Genomic DNA, 23,369 nt, shown 5'->3' on the forward strand with positions numbered 1-23,369 from the left:
CGTGACTGCTGATAAAGACAGCCAGAGACTATTCCGCCGCGATCCGCGAGACGCCGTTGGCCTGGACGATCTTGTCGAGCAGCGCTAGCTCTTCCTGAGTGAGATCCGTCAATGGCGGGCGCACCGGGCCCGGGTTCTGCCCAAGGACGCGAAGGCCGGCCTTGATGATCGAGACGGCATAGCCCTTCTTGCGGTTGCGCAAGGCGACGAACGGGAAGAAGAAGCTCTTCAGGATCTCGTCGACGGTCGCCTGGTCGCCGGTGCGCAAGGCGCCGTAAAAGCGCTGGGCGAGGGCGGGCACGAAGTTGAAGACGGCCGAGGAATAGGTCGTCACGCCGGCGGCGAAATAGGCCTGGGCATAGACTTCATGGGTCGGCATGCCGCCGACATAGACGAGACGGTCGCCAAGCAGGGTCGTGATCTCGATGACCTTGTCGACATCGCCGACGCCGTCCTTGAAACCGATCAGGTTCGGGCATTCCTCGGCAAGCCGCGCGATGCTTTCGGCCGTCAACACGGCGTTGTCGCGATTATAGACGATGACGCCGATGCCGACCGATTGGCAGATCGCCTTGACATGGGCGACGAGGCCGGCCTGTTCCGCAAACATCAGATAGGGCGGCAGCAGCAGCAATCCGTCCGCGCCTGCCTTCTCGGCCGCCTGTGCGATCTCGATGGCGAGCGACGTGCCGTAGCCGGTTCCCGAGATGATCGGCGTCTTGCCGGCCGACGCCTTGGCGGCCCTGATAACCTGCGGAATCTCGGCGGGATTGAGGGAGAAGAACTCTCCCGTGCCGCCGGCGGCAAATAGTGCAGCCGCATCGTAGCCCGCAAGCCACTCGACATGGCGGCGGTACTTCGCCTCGTCGAATTTCAGCTGATCGTCGAAATGCGTCACCGGAAACGACAGGAGACCGCTACCGACGGCCTTCTTCAATTCATTCGGGTTCATCATCAAGTCCTGTTCTTTACGTGTTGAATGTTGACCGTTCAGGCGCTTTCGAGCGCCTGCAGAAGGGCCGCGATATAGCCGTAGCAGTAAGCAAATGCGGTGGCGGAAGGATCCGTGCCGCTGACGGTCGGCACGTGGTCGGGCATCAGCATGTATTTGAAGCCGACTTCCTTGTAGATCCTGACCGAGCGGACCATGTCCATGTCGCCTTCGTCGGGGAAGGTCTCCATGAAGGAAAGCTTGCCGCCGCGAATGTTGCGGAAGTGAACATTGAAGATCTTGCCGCGCTGGCCGAACCAGCGAATGACATCGTCGATCTCCTTGCCGGGATTTTCGAGCATCTCGCCGATCGAGCCCTGGCAGAAATTGAGGCCGTGATAAGGGCTTTCCCGCATCAGCACGAATTTCTTCAGGCCTTCGACGGTGCCGAGCACCCGCGTGACGCCGCGATAGCCGGGCGGGGTATAGGGGTCGTGCGGATGGCAGGCGAGCCGGACGCGATTGCTGGCAGCGACAGGCACGACGCGCTCGAGGAAATAGTCGATCCGTTCCCAGTTTTCGTCTTCGGACAGCACGCCGGCAAGGCCGGGTTCGGCCTGCTGATCCGTCTTGTCCCAGCGGAAGCTGGCATTCATCGACCCGCCGCGTCCCGGTTCATCGGGTGTGCGGGGAATGCCGATCAGATTGAGGTTATATTTCACCGCCGGAATGCCGGCCGCCGCGGTATTCTCGATCAGCTTGCAGACGGCGTCGATCTGCCTGTCGCGATCGGGGCCGGCAAGCAATATATCGGGATAGGACGCCTTCTCGATCGGCTGCGAAGGCAGCGGCAATTGGATCATGTCGAGGATCAGGCCGAAGCTTTCGACCTTGTCGCGATGACGCTCGAGATCGGAAAGCGTCCAACTGCTGGGTTTTCCCGGCGGGTCGGCGTTGATATGCTTCACACCCAGTTGCGCGAAGATACGATAATCGTCGTCGTCCCGCGCTGCGACCTGTGTTCCCAGATACATTTGAGTCTCTTTCGAAATTACACAATGTCATATGACATAATATGAATTTCTGAGAGAGTCGAGCCCTATTGCTGCTCGGAGAGCATCCGATAGCGACGTTGACTGGCCATCATATGGGCGCGCATCGCCTGGCGGGCGCGATCCGGATCCTGATCGGCGATGGCCGACAGGATTTCGACATGTTCGGCATAAACCTTTTGAAGATAGTCGCGGTCATTGGCCTCGGGCAGCGTCGGAAACTGGCCGCGGGGGATGGCCTTGGGGCCGAATTGGCGCAGGACATCGACATAGAATCGGTTGTTCGTGGCGGCGGCAATCGCCATGTGGAAGGCGTAATCCGCCTCCACCGTCTGCTGCCCTGTTTCGATCAGGTTTGCCATTCTGCGATTGGCATCACGAATGGCCGCCTCCTGCTCGGCGGTGCGGCGATAGGCGGCAATCGCCGCCGCTTCACCCTCTGCCGCCATACGAAACTCCAGCAATTCCAGGGTCTCCGGAATGCTTTTGATTTCCACCGGCGTCAATGACAGGACAGAATTTGCCTTCGGATCTGCGACAAACACCCCTTTGCCCTGGATCGGCTTGACGAAGCCCGCCGACCTGAGATCGGCAATCGCCTCGCGCACCACGGTGCGGCTGACGCCGAACGTCGCTTCAAGCTGCGGCTCGGTCGGCAGTTGGTCGCCGACCCGCAGCTTCCCCGTCTCGATCTGCGCCCGCAGCTGATCGATGACCTGTTGCGCCAGTCTTTCTCGTCCACGGCCGAGTGTCGTCATTTTCCGTTCCCCAATCCCTTTGCACTCAAGTCTCCCGCTCGGGCCTTGTCAACCGTATCAGACTTCGCTAGATCATAATACGACATACGGGCGACATAATATGTCTCCTACAGTAATCCAGGGAGGAGTGACAATGAAGCATTTTTCTAAAGGCTTGTTCGTCGGCGCCGTTTTCGGCGCCCTGACGATCGCCGCACCGCAGCTGCAGGCCGCCACGCCGCAGGACCAGCTGGTGATCGGAACATCGCTGGCCCAGGTTCTGTCCCTCGATCCGCAGCAGGCGACCGAAGGCAAAGCGGTCGAGATCATGTCGAATCTTTACGACCGGCTGGTCGCCAGCACGGCGGACGGCAAGATCCTTCCGCAGCTGGCGGAAAGCTGGAAGGTTGACGACAAGGGCATCACATTTACGCTGCGCAAGGCCAATTTCGCCTCCGGCAACCCGGTCACCTCGAAGGACGTCGTCTATTCGCTGGCACGGCTCTTGAAGATGGATCAGGCCGCTGCCGCCAACCTCAAGCGCGTCGGTTACGACAAGAACAATGTCGAAAAGCTCGTCAAGGCGGTCGACGACCAGACTGTGCGCATCGATCTCTCCGACCAGGTGACCGCGGAGCTTCTGCTCTACCGGCTGACGACGACCACCACCAGCGTGGTCGACAGCGTCGAGGTCGAGAGCCACGCCGTCGACAATGACTACGGCAACGCCTGGATGCGGACGCATTCGGCCGGCTCCGGCCCGTTCACCCTCAACCGCTGGTCTCCGAACGAGCTTGTCATTCTCGACGCCAACAAGGGTTATGTCGCCGGCGCTCCGAAGATGAAGCGCGTCATCGTCCGCCATGTGCCGGAAAGCCAGGTCGAGCGGCTGATGCTGGAGCGCGGCGATATCGATATTGCCAGTGCGCTCACGGCCTCCGATCTTGCGACCTTCCAGGCCAAGCAGGGCTTCGCCATTCAGCGTATTCCGACTGGCGGCTTCTACGTGCTGTCGATGAATGCCGGCAACCAGTACCTCGCCAATCCCAAGGTCCGCGAGGCCATTGCTTACGGCATCGACTACAAGGGCATCGAGAAGACGATCATGGGGCCTTACGGACGGGCAAGAACCGTTCCCGTTCCGGAGAACTTCGAATATGCGATCCCGAGCCCGGATTGGCATCTCGACGTCGAAAAGTCCAAGCAGTTGCTGAGCGAGGCAGGTTTCAAGGACGGCTTCTCGCTGACGCTGAAGACCATTGCGCAAACGCCGCGCATCGATCTTGCCACCGCCATCCAGGCATCGCTTGCCCAGGTCGGCATCAAGATCGACATCCAGCAGGGCAACGGCTCGGAAATCATTGCCGCCCATCGCGCCAGGGATTTCGATCTGCTGATCCCGCAGACCAGCGCCTACATGCCGAACGTGCTCGGTTCGATGGAGCAGTTTTCCTCCAACCCCGACAACTCGAAAGAGGCCAACAATGCCGGCAATTTCGTCTGGCGCTCGGCCTGGGACATTCCCGAACTGACGGCCCTGACGGCGAAGGCATCGATGGAGCCGGACGCCAAGAAGCGCGGCGAACTCTACGTTCAGATGCAGAAGATGTTCATCGAGCAGAAGCCGGCCGTGCTTCCGCTTTTCGAGCGCTTTGAGCCGATCGTCCTGACCAGCAAGGTTCAGGGATATGTCGGGCATCCGTCGCAGTTAACGCGTCTCGAGAACGTGACCAAGGTAGAAACCCAGTAAAGACTCCCAGGACAGCCGATCATGAAGGAACTCTCCGTAGCCGAATTTGGCCGACGCCTGGCGCATTTGCTGGTCAGCCTGTTCATTCTCCTCTGTGTGACCTTCGTGATCGGCCGCGTCTTGCCCAACGATCCGGTCGGCGCGATTGTCGGCGAGCTCGCCGATCCCGCCGCCTACGCGGCGATGCGGGCCCGCCTGGGGCTCGATCTGCCGATCTACCAGCAGTTTTTCCTCTATCTGAACGGGCTGGCGCATGGTGACTTCGGCACTGCCGTGCTCACCGGCAATCCCGTCTCCTCAGACCTCGCCCAAGCGTTTCCGGCAACATTCGAACTGGCGACTCTGGCGGTGATCATTTCGACATTCGTCGGCGTGCCGCTCGGCCTGGTCGCAGCTTTGTTTCGCGACAGCTTCATCGACAAGATAGCCCGGGTGGTGGCGCTCGTCGGGCATTCGATCCCGGTCTTCTGGTTCGGCATCGTCGGGCTCGTCATCTTCTATGCCGGCCTCAACTGGGTCGGCGGGCCGGGCAGGATCGATGTGTTTTATGAAGGCCTCGTCACGCCGAGGACCGGCCTGCTGCTGATCGACAGCCTGCTGCAGGGCGAGACGGAAATCTTCTGGAATGCGCTCGGCCACATCATTCTGCCTGCCATCATCCTCGCCTATGCGGCGATGGCCTATATCACCCGCATGACACGCAGCTTCACCCTGGAGCAGTTGAGCCAGGATTATGTCATCGCAGCCCGCGCAAAGGGTGTGAGCCCCTTCGGCACGATCTGGCGCCACGTCCTGCCGAACATTGCCGTGCAGCTGATTACCATCCTGGCCATTTCCTATGGCGGGCTGCTCGAAGGCGCTGTCGTGACCGAAATCGTCTTCTCCTGGCCGGGCATCGGCCAGTACATGACGAACGCCCTCATGATCGGCGACATGAACGCCATCGTGGCTGGCACCATCATCGTGGGATTCATCTTCATGCTGTTAAACTTCCTCGCCGACGTCGCTTACGCCGTCTTCGATCCGCGCATGCGGGAGGCAGCCCGATGAGTGACGCCATCCGCACTGACATTCATATCCGCCCGCCAAGCGTGTCGACCCGCATCGCGGCGTCGTTTGCGCGCGCCGGCCGCAAATTGGCTGCCGAGCCGCTTGGCCTTGCCGGTTTCATCATCCTCGGCCTACTGTGCCTGATTGCGATCTTTGCGCCGCTTCTGGCGCCTTATGATCCGGTCGTGCAGTCGCTTGGCGATGCCTTGCAGGCCCCGAGCCTCGCGCATTGGGCCGGCACCGACGAATTCGGCCGCGACATCCTAAGCCGCCTGATCTTCGGCACGCGCATCACCATTCAGACCGTGCTTTCGATCTCCCTGATCGTCGGGCCGATCGGCCTGCTGATCGGGGTCGTCGCCGGCTTCTTCGGTGGGCGCACCGATGCGCTGCTGATGCGGGCGACCGATATCGTTCTGTCCTTCCCGTCGCTGATCCTGGCGCTGGCTTTTGCGGCAGCGCTCGGCGCCGGCCTGACCACGGCAATCATTGCGATCTCGCTGACCGCCTGGCCGCCGATTGCCCGGCTTGCGCGCGCCGAGGCGCTGGTCGTCAGAAACGCCGACTATGTGGTCGCCGCCCGCCTCTACGGCGCCTCGCCGTTGCGCATCCTTCTCCTCTACATCGCGCCGATGTGCGTTCCATCGGTCATCGTTCGCCTGACACTCAACATGGCCGGCATTATCCTGACGGCGGCGTCGCTCGGCTTCCTCGGCCTCGGCGCGCAGCCGCCGGCGCCGGAATGGGGCGCGATGATCTCCAACGGCCGCAAGTTCATGCTGGATTACTGGTGGGTCGCCGTGATGCCGGGTGTCGCCATCCTCCTCACCAGCCTCGCCTTCAACATCGCCGGAGATGCTCTGCGCGACCTTTTGGATCCCCGCCATGTCCGATCGTGAAATGAATGACCATGATCTGCAACCCGTTCTGTCCGTCAAAGGACTGAGCGTTCGCTTCGGCCGTGGCGCCGTGCCCGCCGTTTCCAATGTCAGTTTCGACGTCGGGCGCGAACGTGTCGGCATCGTCGGAGAATCCGGTTCTGGCAAATCGACGACGGGCCGCGCCATCATGCGCCTTCTGCCGCCGGCAGCGGTCGTCACCGCCGAACGCCTGGACCTCGGTGGCGATCCGTTGCTTTCCAAAAGCGAGCGGCAAATGGGTGCGCTTCGCGGCAAGGATATCGCGCTGATCATGCAGGATCCGCGTTATTCGCTGAATCCGGTGCTCTCGATCGGCAAGCAGGTCGCCGAAGCCGCCCGCCTTCATCTTGGTCTTGGCAAGACCCAGGCGCTTGACGCCGCCCGCGCCATGCTGGAGCGCGTGCGCATCAGCGATCCGGATCGGGTCATGGCGCTTTATCCCCACCAGATATCGGGCGGCATGGGCCAGCGCGTCATGATCGCCATGATGCTGCTGGCGCGGCCGAAGCTTGTTATCGCCGACGAACCGACCTCGGCGCTCGATGTCAGCGTTCGCAAGGACGTGCTGCTGTTGCTCGATGAACTGGTCCGCGAGAACAATTCCGGCCTGCTGTTGATCAGCCACGACATTCGCATGGTGGCGGCCTTTTGCGAGCGCATCATCGTCATGTATGCCGGCCGCATCGTCGAGACGCTGACCAGTCTCGAAGCGGCCCGCCATCCCTATACGCGCGGGTTGATAGCCGCGTTGCCCGACCCGAAGAACCCGGTTCGCCGGCTGGCGGTTCTCGACAGGGCAAAACTCGATCTGGAGACGGCGCAATGATCAATGTCCGCGACCTCGATGTCGTCTTTGCCTCCGGCAAATCCAGCAACCATGTCGTCAGGGGCATCAGTTTTCAAGTCGCCCAGGGAGAGACGCTCGGCATTGTCGGCGAATCCGGATGCGGCAAATCGACGGTGCTGCGTTGCCTTGCCGGAATGGAGTCCGGCTGGGCCGGGCAGATCGAGCTTGGCGGCAGACCGATCGGCAAGCAGCGCTCCCGCGAGGAATTGAAGTTTGCCCAGATGGTCTTTCAGGACCCTTACGGATCCCTGCATCCGCGCCATCGCATCGGCACCGCGCTCGCCGAGCCGCTGCGCGCCATGCGCCATTCCGATATCTGGTCGAAGGTCGAAAAGGCGTTGATCCAGGTGGGACTGCCCGCGAGCTTCGCCAATCGATTTCCCCATGAGCTTTCCGGCGGTCAGCGGCAGCGCGTGGCGATCGCCCGAGCGCTGATCCTGTCGCCGCCCATCCTGCTGCTCGATGAGCCGACATCGGCGCTCGATGTCTCGGTCCAGGCCGAAATCCTCAACCTGCTTGCCGATCAGCGTGAGGAAAAGGGACTGACCTATTTGCTCGTCAGCCACGACCTCGCGGTCATCGCCCATATGTGCGATCGGGTGTTGATCATGAAGAACGGTTGTTTCGTCGACGAACTGAGCAGGGAGGATCTGCAGGCCGGCACCACGCATGATGCCTATGCGCGCGAACTGTTCGAAGCGAGCTTCATCGAAGCCTGATATTTGGGCTCACGGCTGCGACGCTACGCCTTTCGACGAGGTGGCAGGCAAGCTCGACGCGGCGGCGCGGCGCGGCCAGGCCGAGCATCATGTCGCGCAGCAGATCGAGGGCGGTGGCGCCGAGTTCGCGCATCGGGATATGCACCGTCGACAGTGGCGGATTAAGAAAGGCCGACTGCGGCAGGTCGTCGATACCCATGACGGAGACATCTTGCGGCACGGCATAACCCATCGCCTGCAATCCGCGTACTGCGCCGTTGGCAAGGCTGTCGCCCGCCGTCAGGACGGCGGTGAAGGAGAGGCCCTTGTCGCGGACAAGTCGGGTGAGAGCCTCGGCGCCGAGTTCCGGCAGCCAGTCGTCGACCTCGAGCACCAGATCGGTATCGGCCTTCAGCCCATGATGCTGCAGGGCATCGCGCCAGCCTTCCAGGCGCCGCTCGATCGTTCGCCGTCCCGGCCGCAGCATGAATAGGATGCGTTCATGCCCTGTTTTGATCAGGTGCTCGGCGGCGATGAAGGCGGCCGAGCGATTGCAGGGCGTCACGCTCGAAAGCCGCATATAGGGATCGTCGCTATTGACGAGCACGACGGGCTTGCCGAGACCGGCGGCTGCCGCCAGCATATCCTCCTCGTCGACGGTCAGGATCAGCATGCCGCCGAAACTCGGATCATCCCGCATCTCGGCGACGACGCGCGCTTCATCCCCCTCGTCGGCGACCGGTCGCATCGCCAGTTCGATGCCGAGGGCCGCCGCCCGCGCATTCAGGCCTTCGAGCACATAAAGCGTGAACTGGTTGCGCACATAATCGATCATCGCCGCGCCGGAGGCGACGAGCATGACCTTTTTGCCGGCGACGCTTCCCGGCACGGCGTAGCTGACGGCACTTGCCGTTTCCAGCACCAGCTTGCGAATGTCCGGCCTGACGCCCTTTTCGCCGGCCAGCGCCCGCGACACCGTGCTGATCGAGACGCCGCACCGGGCGGCGATATCGTCGAGACGCGTGCGTCTGCCTTTTTTCTCGTCCGCCGCCATGTCGTTCTCCTCGCTCCCATTCCTTTATGCAAAAATCTTTCAGATTGCGCAAACGGAATGCCTATGCACAATTGCCCAAGAGGAGTCCGCGACAAGCGGCAGAGCAGGGAGGCTTTGAAGATGCGGCTTGACCGCCAGTCCATGCGTCGGCGTTTCCGACGTCTCACGGCTCGAGCGAGCTGAAGCATGACCGCTGAGAAATCCCATCTTCGCCGCGCCACCGGCAAGCAGAGACCGATTGTCTATTGGCAGCTCGGCCACCTCTCGCAAGAGCGCTACGACGTCGCCGACCGGCCGATGGAAGGCAGGATGGATCCGTTTTTCTTCGTCACCAAGACGAAGAACTTCATCCCGCACGAATATCCCTGCCGCACCGAATTCAAAAAATCATTCTCCGGCCGAAGACCGAAACCGACCGCCGTATTCGAACCCGTTCGCTGGTGGCTTCCCTTTGCCTCGCCGCGTGTCGATCTCTCCGGCTTCTGGTTTCGCCCGACCCGCATCGGCTGCTGGGCGCGCACTTTCCTCGATGCCCGCTCAGCGGCGCGAGCCACACTTCGCCTGTCGACCTGCGGCGGCGCCATCCTTTTCGTCAATGGCCGCGAGCAAGGCTTCATGGCGCCTTACGAGCGCAATCTGGAAGCCCAGCAGCTTTTCGAGGTCGAGCTTTCGGACGGCCTCAACGAGATCCGCATCTTTTTCGACGATCTCGCCGAACGCGACGCCCGCTTCTATTTCCAGCTGGATTATCTCGACGGTCCTGAGGTCGAAACCGCTGTTCCTGTTCCGATCGCCGCCGATGCTGCGGACGGCCTGGAGGCGATCCTCGAAGGCATGCGCTTCGACCGCACCGCCTATCTCGGCGAGGACGTGACGATCCTTTTCCCCGTGCCGCTGCCGGTGGCGCTGAGCTGCCATGTCGAGATCGAAGGCGACTTCATGTCGAGCGAGCGCTTCGACTATGACTTCGCGCTCGAGGAAGGCGCTACCAAGCTGGCGCTTGGCACCTCGGCGCGGATGCCCGCCGATTTCCGCCATTTCCGCATCACCTTCAAGGCAGGTGAACTTTCCGTCGGCCGCACACTCGGCGTCGAGATCTGTCATCCCCAACGCCAGGGGCAAGCGCCCGCCGCGCTGGAGGACCGCGTCGCCGAGGCACTTGAAGAAGTCGCCGCTCATTCAGAGCCGGATACTGTCTGCGCTTTCGCGCGTTTGGCTCTGGGGCAGGGCGGTGAGGAGACCGAAGCGATGATTTCGGCCATGCTGCCGGTCATCGAGGATTGCCACGACTGCGCCGATTTCGTGCTGGTGCCGCTGCTCTTTGCCTATACCCGCTGGAGCGATCTGCTGTCGCAGGCTCTCAGGCAGAGGATCGAACACGCCGTTCTCAATTACCGCTATTGGATGGACGAGCCGGGCAACGACGTTCAGTGGTATTTTTCGGAAAACCACGCGCTCCTCTTCCACACCACCGCCTATCTCGGCGGCAAGCTTTTCCCCGATGCCGTCTTCGTTCGTTCCGGCCGTACCGGCGCCGAGCAGATGAAGGTCGGCGAAGAGCGCGTCCGCGCTTGGCTCGATCATTTCGAGCGCTGGGAAATGGCCGAGTGGAATTCCGTTCCCTATTTCCCGATCGACCTCAAGGGCCTGACGGCGCTCGCCGCCTGCGCGCCGGATGAGGCGATCCGCGCCCGGGCGAGTGCCAGCATCGTCCGCCTGATGGAGATCGTCGCCCGCTCGGCCCATCACGGCATGCTGACCGGCAGCCAGGGCCGCTCCTACGAACATACTCTGCGTCCCGGCCGCTCGGTGGAACTGTCCGCCATCGCCCGGCTGCTCTGGGGCCGCGGCTGGTACGGCCGGCGCGTCCATGCGCTGCCGCAGCTTGCCGTCTGCATCCGCGATCATGGCCTGCGTTTTCCAGAAGCACTTGCCGAAATCGCCGCGCACCAGTCCGACGACGCGCAGGAATGGACATTCTCGCAGGGCGAGAACAGTTTCGCCGCGCTCTATCACTATAAGACGCGCGACACCGCGCTCGGCACCATCGCCCATTATCGCCCCGGCGCCTGGGGTTATCAGGAGACGGTGCTGCAGCTGCGCTTGGGCGACCGGCCGGAAGCGCAGATCTGGATCAACCATCCCGGCGAAACCATTCAGTTCGGCTACGGCCGGCCAAGCTTCTGGGGCGGCTGCGGGACGCTGCCGCGTGTGCACCAGTATCGCGATCTGGCGATCCTCGATTTCGCCATCCATGAGGGCCAGCCGGATTTCACCCATGCCTGGTTTCCCCTCGAAGCCTTCGACGACACGATGGTTGAAGGCAACCTGGCGCTCGCCCGCTCCGGCAACGGGTTTGCAATGCTGATCGGCAATGGGGCGCTGGAGCCGGTGAAGCAGGGCCCGACCACCGATATCGAACTGCGCCTCGCCGGCCGTAACGGCCGTTGGATCGTCCGCCTCTCCGATCTTGAGCGCGAGGGTGGCCTCGACGGAATGCAGGCGCGTTTCGCCACGCTTTCGGCCCGCCGCGATGACGAGGGCGCATTGATCGTCGTCGATCCGGATTATGGCCAGGTCGTCTTCGAGGAGGACGGCACTGTGCGCGCCGAAGGCCGTATTCTTCGTCCTTCGGACTGGTCGGTGCGGGGAGACGCGGTACATTTGGAAATACCCGGCAGGCAGCCTCGGCGCGCCGCCTCGTAGACGAGATGTCCGGCAGGCGGAGGACCGGCCGGGCAGGGGAATTCATCGGTCAAGAGGAGGAGAAAATGACCAGAATGAAATCGATCGGCGCGGCTTTGGCTGCTGTTCTCATGAGTTCCGTTGCCGCCCATGCCGGCGACGTGCGCATCATGTGGTATTCCGACGGCGGCGAAGGCGCTGTTATCAAGGATCTGCTGGCGCGCTTCTCCAAGGCCAATCCCGACATCAACGTCATCCTCGACGAGGTCTCCTACGACGTCGTCAAGGAACAGCTGCCGGTGCAGCTCGAAGCCGGCAAGGGGCCGGATATCGCCCGCGTCACCAATCTGAAGGCGCAGGCGCAGCACTGGCTTGATCTTCGCCCCCTCCTTGCCGACGCGAAATATTGGGACGACAATTTCGGCGCCCAGGCCGACTGGATGCGCCCTGACGGCTCGAACGCCATCACCGGCTTCATGACGCAGCTGACGCTGACCGGCGGCTTCGTCAACAAGACACTGTTCGAGCAGGCCGGTGTCGAAATCCCCGGCCCGAAGGCAACCTGGGATGACTGGGCGGCGGCCGCCAAGAAGGTTGCGGACAGCCAGAAGGTCTTCGCCATGGCGATCGACCGCTCCGGCCACCGCGTCTCTGGCCCGAACATTTCCTACGGCGCCAACTATATCGCCGCCGACGGCAAACCGGCGCCGATCGATCAGGGCGCCAAGGAATTCCTCAGCCGCTTCGTCAAGTGGAACGAGGACGGCATCGTCAACAAGGATGTCTGGGTGAGTGCTGCCGGCACCACCTATCGCGCCGCGGCCGAAGACTTCATCAATGGTGGCCTTGCCTATTATTATTCGGGCAGCTGGCAGATCTCGGGCTTCGCCCAGAAGATCGGCGACAGTTTCGATTGGGTGATGGCGGGAAGCCCCTGCGGTACGGCCGCCTGCACCGGCATGCAGGGCGGCGCCGGTCTCGTCGCCGTCAAATATACCAAGAACCCGAAGGACGTCGCCAAGGTGATGGATTACCTGGCAGGCGCCGACGTGCAGAAGGAATTCGCCGAGCGGAGCCTGTTCATTCCGGCGCATAAGGCGGTGGCGGCCGGCCAGATGGACTTCAAGACCGACAATCCGCATGTGCAGGCGGCGCTGAAGGCCTTCGTCGAATCCGCCGGCCAGACGGCCGCACCCGCCATGAAGCTGCCGGGCTGGAAGTGGTCGGACGCCTATTACAGCGCCATCGTCGCCCGCATCAGCCAGGTGATCGCCGGCGAAATGAAGCTCGACGACGCCTATGCCCGCATCGACGAGGACATCAAGGCCAAGGTCGCCGGCAACTGACGGAAGAACAGATGGCGGAGAAGACGGTTACTTCTGAACCGCCGGCGAAAGCCGGTCTGCGGCAGGCGCTCGTTGCGCCTGTCCGGCTTGCCATGGGGCTGGTCGACGTTCCCATGCGCGCCTGGCAGAAGCTGACGGGGCTGAACGGCATGGCGGGTGTCTTCCTGGCGCCCAACATGCTGATCTTCACCGTCTTCGTGCTCCTGCCGCTGGTCATCAACTTCCTCTATTCGACGACGAGCGGCAGCGGCATCTTCCTGCAGAACAGGACCTATGTCGGCGCCGACCAGTATCGCATCCTCTTCGATTGCGGCTCTTATCTCGACCCTTCGACCTGCGCGGCCGACACCTTCTGGGCGGCTGTGCGCAACACCGCCGTCTTCGTCGTCTTCCAGGTGACGGCGATGCTGATCGCGGCGCTGGCAACGGCTTTGATCCTCAACCGCGAGCTTTCCAATCGGGGCTTCTGGCGGGCCGTGTTCTTCTTTCCGGTGCTGCTGTCGCCCGTCGTCGTCGGCCTGATCTGGAAGTGGATCTTGCAGCGCCAGGGCCTGCTGAACTATGCGCTGAGCCCCTTCGGCTTCGAACCCTTCTCCTGGCTCAGCGATCGTTTCTGGGCCTTCTTCTTCGCCGTCTTCGTCTCGGTCTGGGCGCATATGGGCTTTTACGCGCTGATCCTGCTCGCCGGCCTGCAGGCGATCCCGCGGGATCTCTACGAGGCGGCTGCGATGGACAAGGCAAGCCCCACCCGCATCTTCCGGCGCATCACTTTGCCGCTGCTGATGCCGAACCTCATCGTCGTCCTGGTCCTGGCGTTGATCCGCGCCGTGCAGATCTTCGACGAGGTCTTCGTGCTCACCGGCGGCGGGCCGGGCACCAGCACCATGTACATCACCCAATATATCTACGAGACCGGCTTTGCGAGTTCACTGCGCAATCCGGGGCTCGCTTCGGCCGCCTCGATCCTGATGGGCATCGTGCTCGTCATCCTGACGCTGGTCCAACTCGGAGCCAGCAGCCGTAACGAGAAAAAGGGGACACGCCAATGAGCGCTGTCGGCACGTTCCTGCTGCGCCGCCGCGGCCGCGGCTGGCACTGGACGGATGTCGTCACCTGGATCTGGCTGATCTCGGGCGTCTTCCTGATGTTCGGCCCGGCCGTCTGGCTGGTCTTCTCCTCCTTCAAGACGCCGGCCGCCCTTGCCGAGTTCCCGCCATCCTTCCTGCCCTATGTCACCGAACAGGCCGTGGTGCCGGGTTACGACAAGCCGCTGCCGCTCTATACCGTGACGATGCCCGATGGCAGCAGCCGTGTGCTCGCCGAAGTCCGCCGCATCGGCATCATCGGCCAGATGGTCGATCCGAAACAGCCGGGTGAAATCGTCAAGGCGAACATCAAGGACCGCACCCCGGTGCGCCAGGTCGAATTCGCCGCCGGCAATTACACCGAGCCGTTCCAGCGCTTCGATTTCTTCCTGTTCCTACGCAACTCCGTCTTCGTGACCGTCATCGCGACGGCGATCACGCTGCTGGTCAATTCAATGGCCGCCTTCGCGCTGTCGAAATACCAGTTCCCCGGCCGCACTGCCGTTATGCTGATGATCCTGGCGACGCTGATGGTGCCGCTTTCGGTCATCGTCGTGCCGCTCTATTCCGTCATCGGCACCTTGAACCTCTTCGACAGCCTCTGGGGCGTCATCCTGCCGACGGTCGCCACCCCGACGGGTGTCTTCCTGCTCCGGCAATATATGCTGACCATCCCCGACGAGCTGATCGACGCCGCGCGCATGGACAAGGCCAGTGAATGGCAGATCTACTGGCGCATCATCCTGCCGCTGTCGGCGCCGGCGCTTGCGGTGCTGGCGATCTTCTCGGTCGTCTGGCGCTGGAACGATTTTCTCTGGCCGCTGATCGTGCTGTCGCGCAAGGAACTCTATACGCTGCAGGTCGGTCTCAACGTCTATGCCGGCGAGCTCAACGTGCAATGGCACTACATCCTCGCCATGACGGTCGTCTCGATGATCCCGGTCGTGCTGATCTTCGTCTTCCTGCAGCGCTTCATCACCACGGGCATTGCCGGCTCGGGACTCAAATAGTCAAACAGGAGAGTGCATGAGCGGGCTCGAGCTCAGGAACATTGTCAAGAATTTCGGCACCGTCGAGGTCATCCGTGATGTCTCGCTTGCCGTCGACGATGGCGAGTTCGTCGCTTTCGTCGGCCCTTCCGGTTGCGGGAAATCGACGCTGCTACGTCTGATCGCCGGCCTCGACAAGCCCACAGGCGGCAGCATCGCTATCGACGGCAAGGATGTGACCGAGATCGGCGCCGCCGACCGCGGCCTTGCCATGGTCTTCCAGTCCTATGCGCTCTATCCGCATATGAGCGTGCGGGAAAACCTGGCCTTCGGTTTGGAGAATACCAAGGTGGCCAAGGCCGAGATCGAAGCGCGCATCGCTGACGCCGCCCGCATGCTGGAAATCGAGCCCTTCCTGCAGCGCCGTCCCGGTCAGCTTTCCGGCGGCCAGCGGCAGCGCGTGGCGATCGGCCGCGCCATCGTCCGCCGGCCGGATGCCTTCCTGCTCGACGAGCCATTGTCCAATCTCGACGCCGAACTCCGGGTCAGCATGCGCGCCGAACTCGCCGCCCTCCACGCCCGCCTGAAGGCGACGATGATCTACGTCACCCACGATCAGGTCGAGGCGATGACGCTTGCCGACCGCATCGTCGTGCTTCGAAGCGGCAGGATCGAGCAGGTGGGAACGCCGTTGGAACTATACAACACGCCGGCCAACCGCTTCGTCGCCGGTTTCATCGGCGCGCCGCACATGAATTTCCTGGAAGGTGCGATCATCGGCCATGAGAATGGTTTCGCCGAGGTGGAAACCGTCGGCGGCCACCGTCTCTCGGTGATTGCCAAAGAGACGCGCCCAATCGGCGAAAGGGTCAGCATCGGCATCCGGCCCCAGCACATCACCCTTGCCGATGGAACTGGTGCGCGCAAGCTGGACACCCGCATCACTCTTGTCGAGGAACTGGGCTCGGAGACCGTCGTCCACGCCGACGCAGGTGGAAAGAAGCTCATCGCCGTTTTTGCCGGCCAACAACGGATGAAATCAGGCGACAGCCTGCCGCTCCATCTCGATCCCACTGTGCTGCACCTCTTTGGCGAGGACGGCCGACGTCTGTCTTGAGCGCGCAAGAAAGGCCCGCGCCGAAGCGCGAGCCGGGAATTTTCAAATCAAGACAGCTTTACTGGCTGTTCTTGTGGCTCTGTTGACCAGCTTTTACAGGCTGTTCATGGCTGCCGCCGCGGGTCCCGCTGGACTGCGCGTCGCTGCCACCTGAAGAGGAGCTGCGGGCGTTGGAGTCGTTCTTGTGACTCTGCTGCCCAGCTTTGACGTGCTGTTCGTGGGTTCCACCTTGGTTTGCCATACGGTTCTCCTTCGGTTTGAACGAGGCCACGTCGACCCCGAGGGAAAAACCTCGCTGAGGCGCATGTGTTCCCAATTTTAATATTTCGTGATCTCGTTTCGAAAACAGCGATGAGGAAGCGGACCGGGCGGGTAGGGAGCTCGCCTGCCATTTCGTTGGCCATCGGGAGAAAGCGGAAAAATCCCGATGTTCTCCAGCACCGTCGCGTCCGCTTAGCGCGGCCCGCAACCTCGCTTTGACAATGCCGGTGGTGGCGGGAAGGTTCCGCAATCCACCCGATCCACCCATGCCGGAAGAGCCGCTGCAGCCCGCCGCCTCTTTCCAATTGACCTTGTCGCACTAGCTTAAAAGGCATGCAAAGAAAGGAGAAACCGATGTCCGACGCACCGAATACGGCGACCCCGGCGCGAAGAGTGTTGCGTGGGCGCCCCTATAGCATCAGCGAATTTGCCAGGAAATACCGGCTTGATGACGAGGAGGCCAAGCGCCTCTACGAGAAGTTCGGCCCCTCCGCAACCGAACTCGATCTGCTGATGGCGGCCAAGCGGCGCCCGCCGGGCTTGCCCACCAGTCTCGACGCCTGACGGCCGCCCCATGAGGATCCGCACCGGAAGCTGTCTATGCGGGGCGGTTGCCTATCGCGTGGAAGGCGAACCGCTTCGTGTCGGCCTCTGCCACTGTGCCGATTGCCGCAAATCGAGCGGCTCCGCCTTCGTCTTCTTCGCGGTCTGGCCGCGCCGGGCTTTTTCCCACAGCGGCGAGATCGCCACCTTCGCCGGTCGCAGCTTCTGCCCCGCCTGCGGCGGCAGGCTGTTCTGCCTGCAGCAGGAGACGACAGAAATCCGCCTCGGCTCGCTCGACGATCCGCCGAGCGACCTTGCGCCGGACTACGAAGTCTGGATTAAACGGCGCGAGCCCTGGCTGCATCCGCTGCCGGGCGCGGGGCAATATGCCGAAGATGCTGACTGACGTGCGCTTCCCCGCCAAAACTTGACTTTCCTTACCAATATTTCATTTCCCCCGTCCGCAATTCCGTGCCACTTCGGCGGCAATGCTAATGCCCGGTTCATCTGCGCTGTGCTTATTTCGCAGCGGGGCCGAGACGGCTCCCGACTGATCGAGGATGACATGAACGATACCGGAGCCAGCAAGAAGACCGGGGCAGAGACAAACGGCGCGTCCGATCTCGCAGCGGTCCTTGCCGCATCGGGACGGCAGGGCAAGCGCAGCCGCTGGCGCGGACGTCTGCTTATTCTGCTGATTCTCGTCGCCGCTGCAGCCGGCGCCGCATACTTCTATGTGGGGCGCGGGCAAAGCGAAGTGAGCTATGCCACCCAGCCGGCAAAACGCGGCGACCTGACGGTGCTCGTCACCGCCACCGGCTCGGTGCAGCCGACCGAGCAGGTCGATATATCGAGCGAACTTTCCGGCACGGTCCGCGACGTCAACGTCGATTACAACAGCACGATCAAATCGGGCGACGTGCTGGCGCAACTCGACACCAACAAGCTCGAGGCGGATGTGAAGAGCTCACGCGCCAAGCTCAATTCGGCCAAGGCGAATGTCGCCAAGGCCAATGCCGACCTGCAATCAGCAAGCACCTCGCTCGAGCGGCTGAAGAGCCTGGTCAAGAGCAACGTCTCCACCCAGCAGAGCCTCGACGACGCCAGCTACAAATATGATTCCGCCGTCGCCGCCAAACAGATCAACGAAGCCGAGGTCCTGGCCTCGGAGGCCGATCTGCAGCTTGCCGAGGTCAATCTCGCCAAGGCGAAGATCATCTCGCCGATCGACGGCGTGATCCTCACCCGTGCCGTCAATCCGGGTGCGACGGTCGCAGCCTCGCTTTCGGCGCCGATCCTTTTCACCATCGCCGGCGATTTGAAGAAGATGGAGCTGCAGGTCGATGTCGACGAGGCCGATGTCGGCCAGATCGCTGTCGGCCAGAAGGCGAAGTTTTCAGTGGACGCCTATCCCGACCGGAGCTTTCCGGCTGAGATCGAGCAGATCCGCTTCGCCTCCGAAGTGGTCAACAATGTTGTGACCTATAAGGCGGTCCTCTCCGTCGACAATGCCGACCTCTTGCTGCGTCCCGGCATGACGGCGACGGCCGACATCACCGTCGAAGCTGTCAAGGACACGCTGATGGTGCCGAACACCGCGCTACGTTATGCCCCCCCGCAAGCCGAAAGGCGCGGCCGCGGCATTTTCGGGATCTTCGGCCCACCACGTCAGCGCGGCGGCAATTCAGGTCAGGCGTTGACGGGAGCGCAGCGGCGCGTCTGGGTGCTGCGCGACGGCCGGCCCACGCCTGTCGTCATCCAGGTCGGCTCGTCCGACGGTCAGTTCACCCAGGTCGCCTCCGGTGACCTCAAGGAAAACGACGCATTGGTGACCGACGCCACGACGCGTGCGAACTAGGCGGAGAGACGGATGGCAAGCCCGCCGCTCATCGAATTCAGGCAGGTCTCGAAAATCTACGGCGAAGGCGAAGCGGCGATCCGCGCGCTCGACCATGTCGACCTTGCAATCAACACTCACGAATTCGTCGCGATCATGGGCCCATCGGGCTCCGGCAAGTCGACGGCGATGAACATCCTCGGCTGCCTCGACGTGCCGAGTGCTGGCGATTACATCTTCGAAGGTATTCCGACCAGTGGCTTCGACCGAAGCCAGCTGACGCTTCTGCGCCGCCATATGCTCGGCTTCGTCTTCCAGGGCTTCAACCTGTTGTCGCGCACCTCGGCCGTCGAAAATGTCGAGCTGCCGCTGATCTATCGCGGGATGGCGGTGCGCGAGCGGCGCGAACGAGCCCGCGAAGCCCTGGCGCTGGTCGGGCTGTCCGGCCGCGAACATCACAAGACCCAGGAACTATCGGGCGGTCAGCAGCAGCGCGTCGCCATCGCCCGCGCCATCGTCACCGAACCGGCGCTGCTGCTCGCCGACGAGCCCACGGGCAATCTCGACACGAAAACCAGCATCGAGATCATGGATCTGATGACCCGGCTGAACCGCGAGCAGGGCATCACCATCGTCATGGTCACGCACGAACCCGATATCGCCGCCTATGCGCAGCGGCTGTTCAGGTTCGTCGACGGCAAGCTGGAGACCGAGGTCGAGCATTGCAGGAGGGCGGATCATGTTCTTTGAGACGCTGAAGCTGGCGCTGCGCGCCATCAGCCGAAACATGCTGCGCTCGTTCCTGACTGTGCTCGGCGTCGTCATCGGCGTCGCCGCCGTTATCGCGCTGGTGACGATCGGCAATGGCACGACCGCACAGGTCTCGACCGAACTGTCGCGGCTCGGCACCAACATGCTGTTCGTCCGCCCCGGCCAGTTCGGCCCCGGCCGGGCGAGCTCCGAGGCCAAACGCTTCAGCGTCAAGGATGTCGCCGCCATCCGCGATCAGATCGGCGGCCTTAGAGCCGTGGCGCCGCTCAACCAGTCCACCGCGACCGTGATTTTTGGCGGCCAGAACCATTCGACCAGCGTCTCCGGCACCACCAACGACTATTTCGTGGCGCAGGATTGGAGCCTGGCGCTCGGCCGCAATTTTACCCCCGCCGAGGAACGCGGCCAGTCCCGCTGCATCATCGGCGAGACGGTGCGTTCGCAGCTCTTCGGCGCCGCCGATCCGATCGGTCAGCAGATCCGCGTCGGTAAGGTTTCATGCCCGGTTATCGGCGTGCTCGCCAAGCGCGGCCAGTCCGGCATGGGCACCGACCAGGACGATGTCGTCATCATGCCGGTCAAGGTGTTCCAGCGGCGCATCAGCGGCAACAGCAACGTGCCGCAGATCATCATCTCGGCGCGCGACGGCGTCTCCACAGCCAAGGTGCAGTCCGATGTCGAAGATCTGCTGCGCGAGCGCCGCAAGATCGTGCCCGGCCGGCAGGACGATTTCAACGTCAACGACATGACCCAGATCGCCGAGGCGATGACCGGCACGACGACGTTGCTGACCGGCCTGCTCGGCGCCGTCGCCGCCATCAGCCTGCTCGTCGGCGGCATCGGCATCATGAACATCATGCTGGTCTCCGTCACCGAGCGCACCCGCGAAATCGGCATTCGCCTGGCGATCGGCGCGCTCGAAAACCAGGTGCTGACCCAGTTCCTGGTCGAAGCGGTGGCGCTGTCACTGTTCGGCGGCATCACCGGCATCGTGCTTGGCCTGAGCCTCGGCTTCGGCGCGGTGACGCTCCTAAAAGTCCCCTTCGTTTTCAGCCCGATGATGGTCGCCGTCGCCTTCCTCTTCTCCGCCGCAATCGGCATGATCTTCGGCTATTTCCCGGCAAGACGGGCGGCACAGCTCAATCCGATCGAGGCGCTGCGGCATGAGTAAAAGGCGGGCGACCAATGGCTAGAGAGATGCAAGGGCGCGTGCCATGCGTCCCAACGCTTCCGCGAGGACTGAGCGCGGACAACCGACGTTGAGGCGGATGAAGCCTTCTCCACCTGGCCCATAGACGCGTCCATCGTACAAGTTGACCCCAGCCCGTTCGACGAAGAATCGATGAACGCCTCCCACTTTTGCGTCTAACCCCCGTGCGTCCAGCCAGATCAGATATGATGCGTCCGGTCGCATGGGCCTGATGCCCGGAAGATCGCTGGCCGCGATGCTCGATACGAGATCGACATTCTCCTGGACATAGGATGTAAGGCCGTCGAGCCACTGATCGCCCGAGCTATATGCGATTTCAAGTGCTAACCGCCCGAAATAATTCGCGTTCAGCATGAACGATGCTTGCATGGCTTGGAACAGCTCCTCGCGGCGTTTCGGGTCCGCAACCGAGAGGGTAGCCGCAGGTACACCGGCCAAGTTGAATGTCTTGGTCGGAGCAGTGCAGATGAAGGATTTCGCTGCCGCGGCGTCGCTGATAGAGGAGTATACCGTGTGGGGGCGGTCGTTTAGTCGAATATCGCAGTGAATGTCGTCGGAGATGACCAGAATGCCATGGCGCTCACACATCGCGTCGAGGCTCTGAAGCTCCTCACGTGTCCAGGCCTTTCCAGCAGGGTTGTGCGGATTGCACAATAAAAATGCGCGGGCACCGCTTGCAGCTTGCCGTTCAAAATCCTCCAGATCGAGCTCGTAGGCGCCGTCCACAAGCCTCAGGCGGTTGATGAGGAGGTTCCTGCCGTTCTCGCGGATGACTTGGAAATATGGGGAATAGACCGGAGCTTGAACGATGACGCCGTCACCGGGCTGCGTAAAGGTGCGTAAAATCACCGCGACTGAGGGCATGATCGCCGGAGCAGGAAGCAGCGTCTCGATATCAACGTTCCAGCCGTGGCGGCGCTCGAACCACGATTTTACGATTTCGTAGTGGTGCGGATCGCGCTTCGTATAGCCATAAATACCATGGTCAACGGCCTCGCGCAGGCGTGCAATCACCGGCTCTGGGGCACGAAAGTCCATGTCGGCCGTCCAAAGCGACACCAGTCCATCGCCCTCGACGCGGGGAGAGAATTCATCCCATTGGTTGGCCCATTTCGCTGACCCGAACTGGCTGCGATCATGAACAACATCAAAGCTCAACTCCGTAGCGGCCAGTTTCCTGGTCGCCGGCACACGTGACTGTATCATCGGCTTAGATTCCTAGTAGTAATGTGTGCGCCAGCCGCGCGATTGAACGGGCGGGACGATCACCTCAGGCCTGAAGCTCAACTGCGGTCTCGACGTCACCAGCCGGCGCGTATTTCGGATTGTCCAGCATCGAGATTTCCTATGATTTGTGACCGCGCGCGAGATGACGTTCCACGGACATGGAATACCGAGACATCCCAAAGCAGAAGATCCAGTAGACAACCGCGGCGAATAGGTAGCCGGTTGACGAGATCGTTGGCCCCGCCCAGGTCGGATCGATGCGGGCCGTTTCAATCGCTCGCAGGAAGTCCGCTATGCCGACAATCGCGACGAGCGTCGTATCCTTGAAAAGTCCTATGAATGTCGAAACGATGCCGGGAATCACGATCGCGAGCGCTTGAGGCAGGATGATGAGCCGCATGATCGTGAAGTAGCCGAGGCCCAGAGCCTGAGCGCCTTCGTATTGCCCACTGGGGATAGCCTGCAGGCCGGCACGCACCACCTCGGCCATGTAAGCCGCGGAGAAGAGGGCAGTGCCGATCATCGGGCGCAAAAGCCTGTCCGGCGTAAGCGCCTCAGGCACGAAGAGGGGCATCATGAAGTTCGCCATGAAGAGCACGGTGATAAACGGTACGCCTCGGACAACCTCGATATAGAAGACGCAAACGGCTTTGACGATAGGGAGTTCGGAACGTCTGCCGAGCGCGAGAACGATACCAAATGGCAGCGAAAACACGATCCCTATGACGGACATCAAGAGGGTGATCATCATCCCGCCCCAGAGGGTGGTGTCTATGACCGGTAGGCCAATCGTTGCCACGCCACGAAGCAGCGCAAACGCCACAATGGGATAGATTCCGAAAAACAGCAGTGCTGCCATGTTCCGACGCGGGGCATTCCGCCATAGGAGCCAACCGATCAAGGAAGCACCAACCACCTGCGTTAAGTCGACGCGCCAGCGCTCGGTTGCTGGATATGCTCCATAGCGAAGATAGTTCAGTTTAGCGCCGATAAAGGACCAGCATGCACCGTCGGGATTGATGCGACAGGCTTCGCTGTCACCGCTCCACACCGCCTTAAACAACGCAAAGCTCAGGAATTGCGAAACGAGCCACACCGCCAGACCGGTGAAGCACACGGTCAACAGGCAGGAAAAGGGACTTGAGAACAGGTTCTTTCGTGTCCAAGTCACGAGGCCGGGCTGGATGTCGCCCGGAGGCGGGACAGCAGGCAGATATTCATGCTGATATGGAGCCGGTGCATGAAGAGTTTCGTTCATC

Annotated in this window: 22 protein-coding genes; 15 read left to right on the forward strand and 7 right to left on the reverse strand. The window is 62.1% G+C overall.

Translation table 11 applies throughout. From position 1 onward, the window contains the following. Positions 1 to 28 precede the first annotated feature (28 nt). The 3 genes from kdgD to HJB82_RS04745 all read right to left on the reverse strand — a co-directional run bounded on the left by kdgD (position 29) and on the right by HJB82_RS04745 (position 2,741). Positions 29 to 955 carry a 5-dehydro-4-deoxyglucarate dehydratase gene (gene kdgD / locus HJB82_RS04735; RefSeq protein ID WP_221132590.1) on the reverse strand — a complete coding sequence of 309 codons (927 nt, stop codon included), beginning with the start codon at positions 953 to 955 and terminating at the stop codon, positions 29 to 31. Positions 956 to 990: 35 nt separating this feature from the next. After that, on the reverse strand, positions 991 to 1,965 hold the full coding sequence (locus tag HJB82_RS04740) for a mannonate dehydratase (protein WP_221132591.1): 975 nt from the start codon (positions 1,963 to 1,965) through the stop codon (positions 991 to 993). A gap of 65 nt (positions 1,966 to 2,030) precedes the next feature. Next, positions 2,031 to 2,741: a FadR/GntR family transcriptional regulator gene (locus HJB82_RS04745; protein ID WP_207584176.1), complete on the reverse strand. Its 711-nt coding sequence runs from the start codon at positions 2,739 to 2,741 to the stop codon at positions 2,031 to 2,033. A 133-nt stretch (positions 2,742 to 2,874) separates the two neighbouring features. Here HJB82_RS04745 and HJB82_RS04750 point away from each other — a divergent pair, with 133 nt between their 5' ends. Genes HJB82_RS04750 through HJB82_RS04770 form a run of 5 tightly spaced genes read left to right on the forward strand, consistent with a single transcriptional unit; the run spans position 2,875 to position 8,006 of the window. Beyond that, positions 2,875 to 4,470 carry an ABC transporter substrate-binding protein gene (locus HJB82_RS04750; RefSeq protein ID WP_207584177.1) on the forward strand — a complete coding sequence of 532 codons (1,596 nt, stop codon included), beginning with the start codon at positions 2,875 to 2,877 and terminating at the stop codon, positions 4,468 to 4,470. A 21-nt stretch (positions 4,471 to 4,491) separates the two neighbouring features. Then, a complete protein-coding gene (locus HJB82_RS04755) occupies positions 4,492 to 5,520 on the forward strand; it encodes an ABC transporter permease (RefSeq protein WP_221132592.1) in 1,029 nt (342 codons plus the stop codon). Then, positions 5,517 to 6,419, forward strand: a complete 903-nt coding sequence (locus HJB82_RS04760) for an ABC transporter permease (RefSeq protein ID WP_221139638.1) — start codon at positions 5,517 to 5,519, stop codon at positions 6,417 to 6,419. Before HJB82_RS04755 ends, HJB82_RS04760 begins: the two co-directional genes overlap by 4 nt. A 1-nt stretch (position 6,420) precedes the next feature. After that, complete coding sequence (locus HJB82_RS04765) at positions 6,421 to 7,266, forward strand: ABC transporter ATP-binding protein (protein WP_207584311.1); 846 nt, start codon at positions 6,421 to 6,423, stop codon at positions 7,264 to 7,266. Then, positions 7,263 to 8,006, forward strand: a complete 744-nt coding sequence (locus HJB82_RS04770) for an ABC transporter ATP-binding protein (RefSeq protein WP_207584180.1) — start codon at positions 7,263 to 7,265, stop codon at positions 8,004 to 8,006. The genes HJB82_RS04765 and HJB82_RS04770 overlap by 4 nt, the downstream gene beginning before the upstream one ends. On the opposite strand, the gene HJB82_RS04775 is transcribed toward HJB82_RS04770, so the two are convergent. Beyond that, the gene (locus HJB82_RS04775; protein WP_207584181.1) at positions 7,993 to 9,039 is read right to left on the reverse strand and encodes a LacI family DNA-binding transcriptional regulator; all 1,047 of its coding nucleotides are present in this window, start codon (positions 9,037 to 9,039) and stop codon (positions 7,993 to 7,995) included. The genes HJB82_RS04770 and HJB82_RS04775 overlap by 14 nt on opposite strands. A 186-nt stretch (positions 9,040 to 9,225) precedes the next feature. Here HJB82_RS04775 and HJB82_RS04780 point away from each other — a divergent pair, with 186 nt between their 5' ends. The 5 genes from HJB82_RS04780 to HJB82_RS04800 all read left to right on the forward strand — a co-directional run bounded on the left by HJB82_RS04780 (position 9,226) and on the right by HJB82_RS04800 (position 16,261). After that, a complete protein-coding gene (locus HJB82_RS04780) occupies positions 9,226 to 11,745 on the forward strand; it encodes a hypothetical protein (protein ID WP_221139639.1) in 2,520 nt (839 codons plus the stop codon). A gap of 65 nt (positions 11,746 to 11,810) precedes the next feature. After that, entirely contained in the window at positions 11,811 to 13,070 is a 1,260-nt protein-coding gene (locus HJB82_RS04785; protein ID WP_207584183.1) for an ABC transporter substrate-binding protein, read from the forward strand. Between the two features lie 11 nt (positions 13,071 to 13,081). Continuing rightward, positions 13,082 to 14,119, forward strand: a complete 1,038-nt coding sequence (locus tag HJB82_RS04790) for a carbohydrate ABC transporter permease (protein WP_207584184.1) — start codon at positions 13,082 to 13,084, stop codon at positions 14,117 to 14,119. Continuing rightward, positions 14,116 to 15,165, forward strand: a complete 1,050-nt coding sequence (locus HJB82_RS04795) for a carbohydrate ABC transporter permease (RefSeq protein WP_207584185.1) — start codon at positions 14,116 to 14,118, stop codon at positions 15,163 to 15,165. The genes HJB82_RS04790 and HJB82_RS04795 overlap by 4 nt, the downstream gene beginning before the upstream one ends. Before the next feature lie 16 nt (positions 15,166 to 15,181). Then, positions 15,182 to 16,261, forward strand: a complete 1,080-nt coding sequence (locus HJB82_RS04800; protein ID WP_221139640.1) for an ABC transporter ATP-binding protein — start codon at positions 15,182 to 15,184, stop codon at positions 16,259 to 16,261. Between the two features lie 58 nt (positions 16,262 to 16,319). On the opposite strand, the gene HJB82_RS04805 is transcribed toward HJB82_RS04800, so the two are convergent. After that, complete coding sequence (locus HJB82_RS04805; protein ID WP_221115955.1) at positions 16,320 to 16,502, reverse strand: hypothetical protein; 183 nt, start codon at positions 16,500 to 16,502, stop codon at positions 16,320 to 16,322. A gap of 374 nt (positions 16,503 to 16,876) precedes the next feature. Between HJB82_RS04805 and HJB82_RS04810 the strand changes: the two genes are divergently transcribed. The 5 genes from HJB82_RS04810 (at position 16,877) to HJB82_RS04830 (ending at position 20,844) form a co-directional block, all read left to right on the forward strand. Beyond that, on the forward strand, positions 16,877 to 17,086 hold the full coding sequence (locus tag HJB82_RS04810; RefSeq protein ID WP_164015325.1) for a hypothetical protein: 210 nt from the start codon (positions 16,877 to 16,879) through the stop codon (positions 17,084 to 17,086). 10 nt (positions 17,087 to 17,096) lie between these two features. Next, on the forward strand, positions 17,097 to 17,471 hold the full coding sequence (locus HJB82_RS04815; protein ID WP_207584193.1) for a GFA family protein: 375 nt from the start codon (positions 17,097 to 17,099) through the stop codon (positions 17,469 to 17,471). A 159-nt stretch (positions 17,472 to 17,630) separates the two neighbouring features. Next, the gene (locus HJB82_RS04820) at positions 17,631 to 18,923 is read left to right on the forward strand and encodes an efflux RND transporter periplasmic adaptor subunit (protein ID WP_221115956.1); all 1,293 of its coding nucleotides are present in this window, start codon (positions 17,631 to 17,633) and stop codon (positions 18,921 to 18,923) included. Positions 18,924 to 18,935: 12 nt separating this feature from the next. Further along, positions 18,936 to 19,652 (forward strand): ABC transporter ATP-binding protein, encoded by a 717-nt coding sequence (locus HJB82_RS04825; protein WP_221139641.1) that lies wholly within the window; start codon positions 18,936 to 18,938, stop codon positions 19,650 to 19,652. Continuing rightward, entirely contained in the window at positions 19,642 to 20,844 is a 1,203-nt protein-coding gene (locus HJB82_RS04830; RefSeq protein ID WP_207584196.1) for an ABC transporter permease, read from the forward strand. The genes HJB82_RS04825 and HJB82_RS04830 overlap by 11 nt, the downstream gene beginning before the upstream one ends. Positions 20,845 to 20,862: 18 nt before the next feature. On the opposite strand, the gene HJB82_RS04835 is transcribed toward HJB82_RS04830, so the two are convergent. Together HJB82_RS04835 and HJB82_RS04840 are read right to left on the reverse strand one after the other, a co-directional pair. Beyond that, on the reverse strand, positions 20,863 to 22,089 hold the full coding sequence (locus tag HJB82_RS04835; protein ID WP_207584197.1) for a MalY/PatB family protein: 1,227 nt from the start codon (positions 22,087 to 22,089) through the stop codon (positions 20,863 to 20,865). Positions 22,090 to 22,228: 139 nt separating this feature from the next. Then, a complete protein-coding gene (locus HJB82_RS04840; RefSeq protein WP_221132598.1) occupies positions 22,229 to 23,368 on the reverse strand; it encodes an amino acid ABC transporter permease in 1,140 nt (379 codons plus the stop codon). Position 23,369 lies beyond the last annotated feature (1 nt).

Source organism: Rhizobium sp. NZLR10, from assembly GCF_019685125.1.
Classification (GTDB): Bacteria; Pseudomonadota; Alphaproteobacteria; order Rhizobiales; family Rhizobiaceae; genus Rhizobium.